The sequence below is a fragment of the Clostridioides sp. GD02377 genome, from assembly GCF_045899875.1.
In the GTDB taxonomy this organism is placed as follows: domain Bacteria; phylum Bacillota; class Clostridia; order Peptostreptococcales; family Peptostreptococcaceae; genus Clostridioides; species Clostridioides difficile_A.
Genome location: NZ_JBJODA010000011.1, coordinates 55,376 through 70,390, shown reverse-complemented (window position 1 = coordinate 70,390; position 15,015 = coordinate 55,376). Strand labels below are relative to the sequence as shown.

The 15,015-nt window shown below is 28.4% G+C and carries 14 protein-coding genes and 1 riboswitch; of the genes, 12 read left to right on the top strand and 2 right to left on the bottom strand.

Annotated elements, in window-relative coordinates:
• Nucleotides 1-137: 137 nt before the first annotated feature.
• Together feoB and Q3304_RS11360 are read right to left on the bottom strand one after the other, a co-directional pair.
• Nucleotides 138-2,081: a ferrous iron transport protein B gene (feoB, locus tag Q3304_RS11365; protein ID WP_407814953.1), complete on the bottom strand. Its 1,944-nt coding sequence runs from the start codon at nt 2,079-2,081 to the stop codon at nt 138-140.
• Nucleotides 2,082-2,098: 17 nt separating this feature from the next.
• Entirely contained in the window at nt 2,099-2,317 is a 219-nt protein-coding gene (locus tag Q3304_RS11360; protein WP_021386230.1) for a ferrous iron transport protein A, read from the bottom strand.
• Between the two features lie 206 nt (nt 2,318-2,523).
• On the opposite strand from Q3304_RS11360, the gene Q3304_RS11355 reads away from it, so the two are divergent.
• The 12 genes from Q3304_RS11355 (at nt 2,524) to phoU (ending at nt 14,905) form a co-directional block, all read left to right on the top strand.
• On the top strand, nt 2,524-3,033 hold the full coding sequence (locus tag Q3304_RS11355; RefSeq protein WP_054271718.1) for a Gx transporter family protein: 510 nt from the start codon (nt 2,524-2,526) through the stop codon (nt 3,031-3,033).
• A 77-nt stretch (nt 3,034-3,110) separates the two neighbouring features.
• A complete protein-coding gene (locus Q3304_RS11350; protein ID WP_161803447.1) occupies nt 3,111-3,272 on the top strand; it encodes an aspartyl-phosphate phosphatase Spo0E family protein in 162 nt (53 codons plus the stop codon).
• Between the two features lie 149 nt (nt 3,273-3,421).
• Entirely contained in the window at nt 3,422-4,087 is a 666-nt protein-coding gene (locus Q3304_RS11345) for an MgtC/SapB family protein (RefSeq protein WP_054271717.1), read from the top strand.
• Nucleotides 4,088-4,152: 65 nt separating this feature from the next.
• Nucleotides 4,153-5,937: an oligoendopeptidase F gene (gene pepF / locus Q3304_RS11340; RefSeq protein ID WP_167639831.1), complete on the top strand. Its 1,785-nt coding sequence runs from the start codon at nt 4,153-4,155 to the stop codon at nt 5,935-5,937.
• 202 nt (nt 5,938-6,139) lie between these two features.
• The gene (locus tag Q3304_RS11335; RefSeq protein ID WP_054271715.1) at nt 6,140-6,973 is read left to right on the top strand and encodes a phosphate ABC transporter substrate-binding protein; all 834 of its coding nucleotides are present in this window, start codon (nt 6,140-6,142) and stop codon (nt 6,971-6,973) included.
• Between the two features lie 231 nt (nt 6,974-7,204).
• Nucleotides 7,205-7,288: riboswitch (cyclic di-GMP riboswitch) on the top strand.
• A gap of 574 nt (nt 7,289-7,862) precedes the next feature.
• Nucleotides 7,863-8,540 carry a response regulator transcription factor gene (locus Q3304_RS11330; RefSeq protein ID WP_054271713.1) on the top strand — a complete coding sequence of 226 codons (678 nt, stop codon included), beginning with the start codon at nt 7,863-7,865 and terminating at the stop codon, nt 8,538-8,540.
• Nucleotides 8,541-8,611: 71 nt separating this feature from the next.
• A complete protein-coding gene (locus tag Q3304_RS11325) occupies nt 8,612-10,627 on the top strand; it encodes a sensor histidine kinase (RefSeq protein WP_407814954.1) in 2,016 nt (671 codons plus the stop codon).
• Nucleotides 10,628-10,676: 49 nt separating this feature from the next.
• Nucleotides 10,677-11,357, top strand: a complete 681-nt coding sequence (locus Q3304_RS11320) for a response regulator transcription factor (RefSeq protein WP_021386210.1) — start codon at nt 10,677-10,679, stop codon at nt 11,355-11,357.
• Nucleotides 11,358-11,697: 340 nt separating this feature from the next.
• Nucleotides 11,698-12,615 carry a phosphate ABC transporter permease subunit PstC gene (gene pstC / locus Q3304_RS11315; protein WP_054271711.1) on the top strand — a complete coding sequence of 306 codons (918 nt, stop codon included), beginning with the start codon at nt 11,698-11,700 and terminating at the stop codon, nt 12,613-12,615.
• A 1-nt stretch (nt 12,616) separates the two neighbouring features.
• A complete protein-coding gene (pstA, locus tag Q3304_RS11310; protein ID WP_054271710.1) occupies nt 12,617-13,441 on the top strand; it encodes a phosphate ABC transporter permease PstA in 825 nt (274 codons plus the stop codon).
• Between the two features lie 18 nt (nt 13,442-13,459).
• Entirely contained in the window at nt 13,460-14,224 is a 765-nt protein-coding gene (pstB, locus tag Q3304_RS11305) for a phosphate ABC transporter ATP-binding protein PstB (protein ID WP_054271709.1), read from the top strand.
• Nucleotides 14,225-14,251: 27 nt separating this feature from the next.
• Nucleotides 14,252-14,905, top strand: coding sequence for a phosphate signaling complex protein PhoU (gene phoU / locus Q3304_RS11300; RefSeq protein WP_054271708.1), 654 nt, complete (start codon nt 14,252-14,254; stop codon nt 14,903-14,905).
• Nucleotides 14,906-15,015: the final 110 nt, after the last annotated feature.

The following is a 15,015-nucleotide window of genomic DNA, read 5'->3' as shown; positions in this document are numbered from 1 at the left end:
TAAAAAAAGAAGCTATCACAGAGCAATTTAAAATTGTTTGTGTGATGGCTTCTTTTATTGTTATAATAAGATTTTTGTAGAAACTATCTTTAAAGGATAGTCCCTTAAATTTATTTTCAAATTAAAATATTCATATATTAGTGTGTACTGCTTTTTTTATTATCTTTCTCATCTGAGCAAGAATTAGAACTTGGACATCCAGAACAACCAGAGCATCCACTACAGCTATCTCCATTCTTTGTAGACTTGAATTTATTAAATAAAATCACAAATGCAAGAACTATAATTATTCCACCTATCAAAGCTTCCATTATTGAATTACCCATAAATAATACTCCACCAATACTTTTAACTATAAATGCCATTACCCATGCTAATATAAACTGATATGCAAATGATGCAAACATCATTTTATTGCCGTATTCTTTTTTCATAGTTGCAAGTGCAGCTATACATGGAGTATATAAAGCAGTAAATATCAAGAAAGTATATGCAGTAACTCCATTAAATATTGTTGGCAATACAACAGTTAGATTACCATATAGTATGTTTAAAGAGTTTACCACGATTTCTTTTGCGCCAAGGCCACTTAAAATAGCAACTGAAGTTCTCCAATCATCAAAACCAAGAGGCTTGAATATAGGGGCTATAATATGACCTAAGGTAGCTAAAAAGCTTACATTTATATCTTCTGTATATCCAAAAACATTAAATGAAGAAAGTCCCCAAATTACAACTGACATTGCAAACATAACAGTAACAACTCTTATTAAGAAACCTTTTGATTTATTCCATGTATTTTTAATAAGTGCATCTATAGTAGGTATTCTATATTCTGGCAATTCTAATATAAATGGTTCAGACTCTGTTTTAAATGCTGTTTTATTTAAGAATAGTGCAATTACTATTGCCATAACTATACCAACTAAGTATAGTGATGTAGTTACTAAGGCAGCATTATGTGGGAAGAATATAGCTACAAATAGTGCATATATAGGCAGTTTTGCTCCACAAGTCATAAGTGGTGCAATAAGAGCTGTGACTCTTCTATCTTTTTCACTTTCCAATGTTCTAGTTGCCATTATAGCTGGAGAAGAACATCCCATACCCATAACAATAGGTATAAAAGCTTTACCAGATAGGCCAACTTTTCTCATAACTTTATCCATTAAAAATGCTGTTCTTGACATATATCCACTATCTTCAAACAATGATATACCAAAAAATAATGTGAATATTAAAGGGAAGAATGGTAAAGTCCCACCAACACCTCCAATTATACCATCAACTATAAGTGATTTAAACCAAGGGCTAGAGTTAGATAACATATCACTAGCAGGTGTAGAGATATAAGTTTCTATAAGACCAGCAAAGCCCTCTTGTAATGGTCCTCCAACCCAATCAAAGGTAAATTTAAATAAGAGGAACAATACACCAATAAATATTGGATAGGCTAATATAGGATTTAAAACTATATTGTCTATTTTATCACTGATAGATTTTTTTTCTGTATATGTAGTTTTTGTACATCTTGATAAAATGGATTCTAATTTTTTGTATGTTTCCGTTTCACTTCCAAAGTTTGTTTGATATATAAAAGATTTTTGAGTAGCTTCTTTAATTTCTTCTTCTATTTTTTCAACACCATTTTTCTTCTTTGCAATAATTGGAACAACAATTACTCCAAGTTCTTCACCTAATTTTTTAGCATCTATATTAATACCTTTAGATTCTGCTATATCTAACATATTAAGAAGTATGACTATAGGTTTGTTAAATTGCATAAGTTGAGTCGTTAAGTAGAGATTTCTCGATAAGTTAGATGCATCAACTACATTCACTATTACATCAACATCCTCATTTTCTAAATATGATTTAGAAACCTTTTCTTCATTTGAGAAAGTATCCATTGCATATATACCTGGTAAATCTACAACCTTTATTTCTTTCCCAATAAATCCTTCTTTTTTTTCTATAGTAACACCAGGCCAGTTACCTACATATTGATTTGAACCTGTAAGTAGGTTGAAAACAGTAGTTTTACCAACGTTTGGGTTTCCTAATAATGCTACATTAATCACAGGTAGCTCCTCCTCTATTATTGTAAAGAAATATTTTTAGCATCAGATTTTCTAATAGCAAGGTCAAAGCCTCTAAATCTGATTATAATTGGGTCTCCAAATGGAGCAACCTTTTTAACTTCTATTTCAGTACTATTTATACATCCAAGTGCAAGTAATCTTTTAGATAATTTAATATCTCCATCTATACTATTAATAAGTCCTTTTTCTCCTATTTTTAAATCGTAAACAGTCATTATTAGCACCTCCTAATGAAATTCATTATCATTAAAATTGTAACAAGTATGATACAAAAAGTCAAGAATTATAGAGGCAATTGAACACTGAGACCCCTAATATTTATTCTAAATAAATTGAAAAATATTTTAATCTAAATTAGGTGTTTTTATATCTTTTGTATTATAATGTAAGATGATAGATAAAATTTGGAGGAATTAACTTAATGAAAACTAGAAAAATGACATTTTTAGGTCTTATGATAGGGTATAGTTTAGCTTTATATGTATTAGAGACATATATACCAAATCCTCTTATAGTTATATTTCCAGGGGCAAAATTGGGTTTGAGCAATATTATAACTTTAATTTCATTAATGTTGTTAGGTGTCAAAGATACTGTTATAATTGTTACTATCAGGGTAATTTTGTCATCAATATTCGCAGGTCCTTTGTCCTATCTTCTATTTAGTATAGGAGGAGCTTATCTAAGTCTTTTATTTATGTATTTAGCAAGTAAAATAAAAGGTCTATCATTGATAGGGATAAGTATCATAGGTGCAATAGGACATAATATAGGTCAATTAATAGTTGCAAGTTTAATCATAGAAAATATACTTGCTATAGGATACTTACCATTTATGTTAATGGCATCATTAGTAACGGGTATGTTTGTAGGCTTAGTGTCTAGGTATACAGTACCCAAGCTGGAGCATTTTTATAGTAAGTTTTATTGACATAATATTGACAAAATATAATATTGTTTGATAAAATGTATATAAAAATATACAAATTTGTAATAGTGGTGATTATTATGGCGAACAGTGAATTAGAAGCGTTAAAAAATGAGATTGAAGCAGTTAGAGAAGAGATAAATACATACATAGAATATCCAGAAATATTTCAAGAAGAGTTAGTAGAATCAAGTAAGAAAATAGATATATTAATAAATAAATACATGTACTTAAGCAAATAGCCCACAGTTGTGGGTTTTTTTGTATCAAAAATTAACAGATAGCCATATTTTACATATATTAATAATAATATTAAGATATAAAATAATATTTCTGGTGTGTAAATTATCTGTAGGACATAATTATGATTAAGTCAGGAGGGGTTTATATTATGGTTGATATAGGAAGTAAGGAAATAGCAATAAGATTATTTTTAGCCCTAATAATTGGAGGAATAATAGGTTTAGAGAGAGAAAAAATAAGGCAATTTGCAGGATTTAGGACACATATATTAATAGCAATAGGTTCTTGTATTGTTTCAATAACTTCAATTCAGTTGTTTTCTGATTATAATTTATATACAAATGCCGACCCAGCAAGAATGCCTGCTCAGGTATTATCTGGAATTGGTTTTTTAGGAGCAGGAGCAATTTTAAAAAATAAAGGTGGAGTAAAGGGGCTTACTACAGCTGCTGGGATGTGGGCAACTGCATGTATCGGAATAGCAGTAGGTTATGGTTATTATGAATTATCAATTTTAGGTGGGCTATTTGTAATGATAGCATTATTTGTACTTAGGATAATAAATACTTTTCTATTCAGTCAAGAAAAAAATGTTTTGATATTAAAATTAAGTAATTTGGATTCAATACCTTTTTTATATGATAAATTTGAAAAAAGTCAACTTATTGTAAGAAACATGGAAATAGAATGTCGTAATGAAGAATACTGGAAGGTTAATTTTTTTGTATCTTATGGCAAGAGAATACACTTACATGATGTTATGAAAGAAATAAATATGATAGAAGGAGTAATAAATGTAGATTATTTGGACTAAAATATATACAATATATTTTGTAAAGAGAATAAAATATAAATCAAATCAAAATAGAGGTGTATTATATGGAAACTGATAGAAGTAAAATAGAAGAAAAGTATAAGTGGAAGATAGATAAGATGTATTCTAGTAAAGAAGATATCGAAAAAGATATAAGCAAAGTAAAAAGTCTTATTCAAGAAGTAAAAGAATATAAAGGGAAAGTTTCTGAGAGTAAAGAGAATTTATATAAAGTATTAAATATTTCTGAAAATGCATCTAGAATTGTTCAAAATCTATATGTATATACTCATATGAAACAACATGAAGACACTAGAATTAATGACAATCAAGGTAGAGCTACTAAGACAGAGATGTTATCGACTGATTTGGGTGTAGCTACTTCTTATATAGTTCCAGAAATACTGGCTATAGAAGAGAATAAATTGAATGAATATTTAAAGGATGAGAAGTTATCTTTTTATACAAAGTATATCAAGGATATATTAAGAGATAAACCTCACACTTTGAGTGAGAAAGAAGAAGAAATACTTGCAGCTACATCAGAATTATCGACGGTTCCAGAAAATGTATATGATATGTTAACATATGCAGATATGGAATTTCCTGAGATTGAAGATGAAGAAGGCAATAAAGTTAAGCTTTCTCATTCTAATTACTCTTTATTTATAAAAAGTAAAAATGGTAGAGTTAGAAAAGACGCTTTTGAAGGCGTATTTTCAACTTATGGAAAATATAAAAATACATTTGCATCAACACTTTATGGTGGTGTAAAGTCAGAAATATTTTATGCAAAAACTAGAAAATATAATTCGGCAATAGAAGCTTCTTTATTTTCAGATGATGTAAGTTTGGATGTCTACAATAATCTTATATCAGCTATAGATGAAAGTCTCCCTACTTTGAATAAATATGTTGAACTTAAAAAGAAATTTTTAGGTCTAAATGAAATACACATGTATGATTTATATGTTCCTTTGACAGATAAGTTTGACATGGATATACCATATGATAAAGCACAAGATATCATATTAGAGGCACTTAAGCCTTTGGGAGAAGAGTACTTGAAAGTTATAAAAAGTGCATTTGAAGAAGGTTGGATTGATGTATATGATAATGAAGGTAAAAAAGGAGGAGCTTATTCTTGGGGAAGTTATGATTCGCATCCTTATATATTAATGAGTTATAAAAATGACCTTAATTCTCTATTTACTTTAATTCATGAGTTAGGGCATTCTGTTCATAGTCATTATTCAAGAACAAGTCAGCCATTTTTATATTCGGACTATAAAATATTCGTTGCAGAAGTTGCATCTACTTTAAATGAATTACTTCTTATAAATTATTTATTAGAAAATTCTAAGTCTAAAGATGAAACTATATATCTATTAAATTATTATTTAGAACAATTTAGGACTACAGTTCATAGACAAACTATGTTTGCTGAATTTGAGAAAATTGTACATGGAAGGGTAGAGAGTGGAGAGCCACTTACTGCTGATGAATTTACTGACATATACTATAAATTAAATGAAAAGTATTATGGAAAATCTGCAATAGTAGATAAACAAATAGGAATAGAGTGGGCTAGAATCCCTCATTTTTATTCAAACTTCTATGTATATAAGTATGCTACAGGATTTTCGGCTGCAAGTGCTTTAAGCCAACAGATACTTTCAGAAGGTAGTACTGCTGTAGATAGATATATAAACTTTTTAAAAAGTGGAGGGTCAGAGTATCCTTTAGAACAATTAAAATCTGCTGGTGTAGACATGACAAAAAAAGAGTCTATAGAGGAAGCCTTGAATGTATTTGATGGTTTAGTTAATAAACTAGAAAAAGAGTTATAGAATATAATAAATCAATCAAAGATAACTTAAAAAAATTAAACTAATTTAGAATATACCCTATGAAATTAAATTTTTACATGCATTTAACAATATTTACACTTACTTAACCTCGCTCTAATATTCACTTAACAAAAAATATGTATTATTAAAATATAGAAAATATGAAAACAAAAAAATTAAAATATAAGCGGGGGTAAGTGAAATGTTTAAAAAGAAAATAGGAGTTCTTTTAGCTAGTACAATGTTAGTTGGAGTTTTAGCAGTAGGATGTGGCTCTGGTTCAGGAGGTTCAGGAGACTCAAATAAGGTTTCTGTTTCAGGTTCAACTTCAATAGGTCCTCTTATGGAAACTATAGGAGAAAAGTTTCAAGAAAAAAATGAAGGTGTTAGTGTAGAAGTACAACAGATTGGTTCTTCTGGAGGTATAAAAAATGCTATGGAAGGAACATCTGAGATAGGAATGAGTTCAAGAGATTTAAAAGATGAAGAAAAAAGCGCTGGATTAAAGGAAACTAAGATAGCAATAGATGGAATAGCATTAATAACTAATACTGCTAACCCAGTAAAAAATCTAACAATGGATGATGTTAAAGGTATTTATACAGGAAAGATAACTAACTGGAAAGACGTAGGAGGAAATGATGCACCAATAGTAATTGTATCAAGAGAAGAAGGTTCAGGAACTAGAGATGGATTCCAAGAAATTGTAGGATTCAAATCAGAAGAATTAACTAAAGATGCACAAATAAGTGATGGTTCAGGAAATATAAAAACTACAGTTGAAGGAAATGAAAATGCTATAGGATATATATCATTTGGATATGTTGATGAAAAAGTGAATAGTTTAAAAGTAAATGATGTTGAAGCAACTGATGCCAATGTAATAGCTAATAAATATCCAATATCAAGACCATTTATACTAGTTAATAAAGAAGATAACTTATCAGAAAAAGGCAAAGCTTTAATAGATTATATATTAAGTGATGAAGGACAAGCTCTTGTTTCAGAAAAAGGATTTATTAAAGTTAATCAATAAGATGAATATTTAATATAAAATAGATACAGTACCCTGCAATATAAGCACCTAAAAATGTTGCTTATTTGCAGGGTATTGTCTATTATTGGTGGTATAAATATAAACATTTTAATTACATAATAGATATTTTAGTACATTATCTCTGAAGAATATTGGAATATTGACAAAATAATATTACAATGTTAGAATAAAAAGGAAATTTATTAAAATGTATTAAAATTTTTTAACAAAAATATTTTAGAAACTGAGAAGTATACCTTATTATTGGGCATCTAGAGGTATATGGAGTTAGTGGTGCAACCGGCTATGAATGTAATCTTATATTGCATAGCCTTTTTTTGTTTTAAATTTAACAAAAATATTTAAAAATCTAAAAGCTATTGCATTAGTAGTTAGATTTAATTTGATACGTGGAAATTTGGCTTTTAAAGTAGCCATTTGTTGGAAAAGGGGAATTTTTAAAAAAGTATAATGCAATTATAATAAAAAAATAAAGTCTTTATAAATATTAAGACATGAAATATAAACATTTTGTAACAATACATTTACCAAAATAATCCAATTTATTTTATATTATAACTATATAAACCATATAAATCAATACTCAAACTGGCTTATTGACAAGTTTCTAGAGAAATAATAAATTTATAATATAAAATTGCTTTAAGCTCCATTTTCCAACAATCGGAGACTTTGATTAGTATTTAATAATGAATCTTAATATTTAATACAATATTCAAGAATTATTCAAAAATACTTAAGTTTTATAGTCTAGTTTGTAAAGATATTATAAAATAATAATACCAGTTATATAAAAAATAAAACATCATAATTTGTAATAATTAAAATCTGAGACTATGATTGAAATATTTTTGAATGGAGTGGTGTAATGTATAACTTACTAGTTGTAGATGATGATGTTGATATTTTAAATATAAATCAAATTTATTTTTCAAATATAGGTTTTAATGTATATACATCTAAGACAGCTAAAAGTGCTATGAAGATAGTAGAAAGTGTGGTTTTAGATTGTATAATTCTAGATATTTCATTGCCAGACTTAGATGGATATAAAGTATGCAATGCTATAAAAGAAAAGGTTAACATACCTATAATATTTTTATCTAATTATGAACATGAGGAAGAAAGAGTTCAGGGATTTTTAGCTGGAGGGGATGATTATATAACAAAACCATATAGCTTAAAAGAACTTGAACTTAGAATATATGCGCGTATGAGGCAATATAAAAATATTACATCAGTTCCTAATGTGTTAAAGTTTTCATCTTTAGTAATAAATGTGAATTCAAGAAAAGTAACTTTTGACGAAAAAAGTATCGACTTAACCACCATGGAGTTTGAAATACTGCTGTTTCTAGCTGAAAATAAAGAACAAGTATTCTCAAAAATAGAAATATATAATCAAGTTTGGAAAATGCCTGATATTGGAGAACAACATACAGTACAGGTTCATATTGCACAGATGAGGAAAAAAATTAATTCTTTAAGCAGAGAACATCAATACATTCAAACCGTATGGGGAAAAGGATATAAGTTTGTACCGTAAGTGAGATGCTGTAATCAATAAATAGTTCTTGTTTTATTTAGTACTACTATGAAAGAGATGTGGTTGATGCAATGAAAAAGTATAACATACTAAAAGGAACTCTCATTGTATTGATAGTCTCTCTGTTGGCAATAACAGGATTAAATCTTCTGTATAAATATGATAACAAATATACATATAAGTCTATTAGAGCAAGTAATGGAATCTTAACTATAAATAATGATACTTTTACTAAAAATAAACTTGTTTTCCTAATAGATGACTGGGAGTTTTATAATCATAAAATATTTAAACCGAATGATTTTATAAAGCAACATATAGAACCAGAATACATTTTTATAGGTCAATATCCAGATTTTTCTATGAGAAAAGAGAATCAGTCACCATATGGCAATGCAACTTATCGTATGAAGATAAAAAATGAAGGTAAGGATAAGGTGTTGAGTCTAGAGATTCCTGAAATTTTTTGTGCAAGTGAAGTATGGATAAATGGAGAAATAGTTTCTAAACTGGGAGAGGTAGGAACAGAAAAATATAGACCAAAAATTAAAAATTCAGTAGTGAGTTTTGTAGCAAAGAAAGATACAGAAATTATAATCAATGTTTCTAATTTCTCACATTATTATAGTGGTATGTATTATCCACCTGCATTAGGAGAAACAAAAGATATAAGTAATATGATATTTTATAGATTACTTTTTTATAGTATAATTTGTTTCACAACTTTTGCAATAGCTGTATTTTCACTAGCTGTTTGGTTTTTATCAAAAAAAAGCAAACTCTACTTTTATTTTGGATGTATGTGTATTTTCTTTGCAATACATGTCTCATATCCTTTTGTACATTTACTGGGACTTCCATTAGTAAACTTTACATATGCAGTTGAAGATGCATCATATTTTATAGCAGTCTTATGTATTATTTGTATAAATGGGAGTATATCAAAAATAGAAGAAAAAAAGGGATATAGATTTTTAATTTTGCCATTAGGAATTACAATGTGTATCATATCTATTGTGATACCAGTTGTTCTTCTCCCATATGATATATATTTTGTTGACATGTATGGAAAATTAATAGATATATATAAATATATTGTATTTATTTATATCTTTGTGTCTTCACTAGTTTCAATCTACAAAAGGACATGCTCTAAACATATAAGTTCTTATATTTTAGTTTCAGTGAACATTGTGTTTGGTATTAGCGTATTATTTGATGCAGTAACGAGTAATAGGTTTGAGCCTATATTTACTGGATGGCAAACAGAATACTGTGGATTTATAATTGTAATTTTATTTTCTATTATGATGATACATAGGAACAGGATGATAATAAAGGAAAATGAAAAACTCACAAAGAATCTTGAACATGAAGTTGAAGTAAGAACTAGTGAACTTACAACACTATTAAATGAACGTAAAAAGTTTTTGGCTGATGTAGCTCATGATTTAAAAGCACCTGTTTCAGCTATACAGGCATTTATAGATTTAATAAAGGTTGGTAATATTCATGTAGATGAAGAGACAAAGTCGTATCTATATGCCATAAATCAAAAATCAAATGAGGTACAGAATAGAGTACGTAGTCTACAAGAATTTACATCACAAGATAAAGAGATTGGTATTAGTGAGAAGATATGTCTAAATGATTTCATCAAAGAGATATATGAAAATAACTTACCAGACACACAAGCATGTGGTGTAAATTTTGAATTGAGTATATTAGATAAAAAAATATATGCAAAGATAAATAAAGAAAGATTGGCTAGAGCATTTGAAAATTTAATTTATAATGCTTTAAGCTTTACTTCATATGATGGGAAGATAAGTTTGTCAATGAATAAAGAAGATGGATTTGCAGTTATTAAGGTTTCTGATAATGGTAAAGGAATACCACCAGAAAATATACCAAAGATATTTGAACGATTCTTTACAGCAAGAGATACTGACATTTCAACAGGTCAAGGGTTAGGGTTATATATTGTAAAGTCCATTATAAAAGAACATAATGGAGAAATTTTTGTAGATTCGCAGTTAGGAAAAGGAACTGTTTTTACAATAAAATTAAGTCTATGTTTTTCATAATAATGGGTTATTTAATATAAAAGAATAATGATATTTAGGAGTGATTATAATGCAAACTAAGATATTAATAATAGATGGAGACAAGAATAATTGCCAGGAATTGAAAAACTTTTTAGAAGGAAAAGGGATAACTATAGATTTAGCATATAGCTGTGAAGAAGCTATTGGAAAAATATTTAGCAATAGATATGATTTAATATTTTTAGAGATAATCTTAACTGATGGTGATGGATGGACTCTTTGCAAGAAAATAAGAAATGTAACTACTTGTCCAATTGTTTATATGACTTACATAAATGAAGACCAAAGTATTTTAAATGCCTTAAATTCTGGAGGAGATGACTACTTAATTAAACCTCTAAATCTGGAAATTTTATATGCAAAAGTAAAAGCAATTTTAAGAAGAGTAAATTCATATGTAAATAGCAATGAAAGTAATTCGAAATTAGAGGAATATAATAGAACTAGTGGAGTAATAAAATTAGAAGACAAAATAATAAAATTAACTCCAACAGAAAATAAATTATTAAATTATTTTATAGAGAATCCCGAAAAGACATTAACTACTAAAGAGATATATGAACATGTGTGGTTAAATGAATATTTAGAAGATAATTATAGTGTAGTAGTTGCAGTGAACGGATTGAGAAAGAAAATAGAAAAAGATTATAAAAATCCTCAAAAAATTATAACAATAAGAGGAGCAGGATACTATTTTAATAAGGAATAATATGAATGTATAGGTTATAAAGGACTAAATTTAATTAATAAATATCAATAGCAGATATAAGTAATGAGTTACATGGAAAATGTATTATTACTTATATCTGCTATTTTAATATAATCAAATAACATCATAATGTAAACTAAATGTCAAAAATAGTTCTAAAAGTAAAATCGATGTTAAAAAAGTGAATATAATTTTACACTTGTTTAACTTAATCCTAATATAGATTTAACTTAAAAAAAGTAGAATAAAAGTATAGAAAATTTAATTGATACGAATTATAAAAATTTAAATTTTGAATACAGAATTAAAATCGATAAGTATATTTTAATGGGAGGATATTATGATAGTAAAATCTAGGTTAGTAGGTTTAGAAAAAAATGACAATAATGGCAACAAGACAAAATATATAGTTGAAAAAGTAGCAAAAAATATTTTTCTACTTAGTGCTTTGGTAGCAGTTGCAAGTTTACTTTTGATAATAGGATTTGTATTTTATAAAGGTCTAAGACCATTTATATTTGAGGGATACTCATTTATAGATTTTTTAACTGGTGCAGATTGGGTTCCTTCTGCTAATAAATTTGGAATATCATCTATGATAGTAGCTTCAATATTTGCAACACTTGGAGCACTTGTGATAGGAGTACCAGTAGGAATATTAACATCTATATTTATAGCAGAAGTAGCACCTAAGAGATTAGCAAAAATAATGTCACCAGCAGTTGAACTTCTAGCAGGTATACCTTCAGTATTATATGGTGTATTTGGTCTTGCGGTGATAGTTCCAATGATACAAAACATATTCAATCTTCCAAAAGGTCAAAGTTTATTAGCAATAGTAATAGTATTAGCAGTAATGATGTTACCAACAATAATATCTGTATCAGAAACAGCTATAAGAGCAGTACCAAAAGCATATAAAGAAGGTTCATTAGCACTTGGGGCATCAAAAATAGAAACAATATTTAAAGTTGTATTACCAGCTGCAAAATCTGGAGTATTAGCTGCAGTGGTATTAGGAGTAGGAAGAGCTTTAGGAGAAACAATGGCAGTAATACTTGTTGCAGGGAACTCACCAGTTATGCCAACTTCAATAACAGATAGTGTAAGACCACTTACAACTAATATAGCACTTGAAATGGGATATGCGTTTGGTACACATCAAGAAATGCTATTTGCAACTGGAGTAGTATTGTTCACATTTATATTAATCTTAAACTTAGTTTTAAATAAACTTTCAAATAAGGCGGTAAATTAGGATGAGAAAGTTCAGAGAAAATACATTAAAGTTATTAGTATACCTATCAGCACTATTTACAATAGTATCATTAGTAGTCATAGTAGGATTTATATTTATAAAGGGAATTGGAAATATGAATTTTAATTTCTTATTTAGCAATTATTCAGCATCAGGTGATGGTGGTATACTTCCAATGATAATTACAACATTATACACAGTAGTAGTTTCTATAGTTGTAGCAACTCCTATAGGAATCTTAGCTGCTATATATTTGCAAGAGTATGCAAAGAAAGGAAAAGCAGTTACAGCAATAAGATTTGCAACTGAAAGTTTATCAGGAATACCATCTATAGTGTATGGATTATTTGGAGGAATTTTCTTTGTTGTTACATTAAAAATGGGATACTCAATAGTTGCAGGTTCTCTTACAGTAGCAATAATAATTTTACCAGTAATAATTCGTACAACAGAAGAAGCTTTAAAGACAGTTCCTCAAGCATATAGAGAATCATCATTAGCATTAGGGGCTACTAAATTTCAGACTTTATACAAGGTAGTACTTCCAAGTGCGATACCAGGAATCTTATCAGGAGTAATCTTGTCAGTTGGTCGTATAATTGGGGAATCAGCTGCAATCTTACTTACAGCAGGTACTGTAGCTAAGATGCCAGGTGGAATATTTGATAGTGCAAGAACACTAACTGTACACTCATACTTGCTAACTAAAGAGAGTGGAGATATAGCAACAGCAGCTAGTATAGGAATTGTTTTGATAGTAATTGTATTAGCACTAAATATGCTAGCAAGATTTGTCGCTAAGAAATTAAATAAGGCTAATTATTAAATTTAAGAGGTGTGAATAATGGAATTAATCGATAAGATAAAAATGAGTGTAAAAGATTTGGATTTATTTTATGGTGACAAGCAAGCATTAAATAAAATAAATATGGATATAAAAGAAAATAAAGTTACTGCTTTAATAGGACCATCTGGATGTGGAAAATCAACTTTTATAAGAACATTAAACAGAATGAATGACCTAATAGAAGATGTAACAATTAAAGGAAACATCTTTGTGGATGGAGAAGACATATATACTTCAGATGATGTAATAAATCTTCGTACTAAAGTAGGGATGGTATTTCAAAAACCAAATCCATTTCCTATGAGTATATATGATAATGTTGCATATGGTCCTCGTACACAGGGACTAAGAGATAAGAAACAATTAGATAAGATTGTAGAAGAGAGTTTGAAAGGGGCAGCTATTTGGGATGAGGTTAAAGATAGACTTAAATCATCTGCATTAGGATTGTCTGGTGGACAACAACAACGTATATGTATAGCAAGAGCAATTGCTATGAGACCAGAAGTTATTCTAATGGATGAACCTACATCTGCCTTAGACCCAATTTCAACATTAAAAGTTGAGGAACTTATAGAAGACTTAAAAAAAGACTACACAATAGTCATAGTTACTCATAATATGCAGCAAGCTGCTCGTATATCAGATGAAACAGCTTTTTTCTTAAATGGAGAGGTTATAGAATTTAGTGATACAAAAACTATGTTTACCACTCCTGTAGATAAAAGAACAGAAGACTATATAACAGGTAGATTTGGTTAAAATATATAACTATAAAGGAGTTAGACAATGGTCAATAATAGCTTAGATATAAGTATTGATACTTTAAAGGAACAAACAGTACTTATGATGGAAAAATGTGAAGAAGCAATAGAAAAGTCTGTGACTTGTATGATAGAGAAGGATTTAGAGGGTGCAAGAAAAGTAGTAGAAAATGATGAAGAGATAAATAAATTGAGAGAAGAGATAAGAGATAAAAGTATAGAACTAATAGTATTAAAGCAACCAATGGCAAGAGACTTAAGATTTATCTATTCATTAGGAAATATATCAATAGAGTTAGAAAGAATAGGAGATTATGCAGCCAACATAGCTAGAGAAATGTTGAAAATAGGTGGAGAAGCTTATATAAAAGAGCTGATAGATATTCCTAAGATGGCAAAAGAGTGTAAGGATATGATGTCTCAGACTAGAGAAGCTTTAATCTTATTTGATGCAAGTATAGCTTATGATGTAGGAACTAAAGATGATATTGTAGATGGTTTGTATGAACAAGTACAAATTGACTGTCTAAAAATAATGCATGAAAATACGAATACTATAGACCAAGGAGTAAAACTTTTACTTATAGGAAGATACCTTGAACGAATTGGAGACCACATAACAAATGTATGTGAAAAGATAATTTTTGCAATTGAAGGTAAAATGGTAGAGATAGGATAAAAAAACTGCTTTAAAGCAGTTTTTTTTATTGTCTAAATTAAGAAGTAATTGATAAAAAAATATGATTAATGGGTAAATTTAAAAAATTGTGATATACTAGGAACATATTA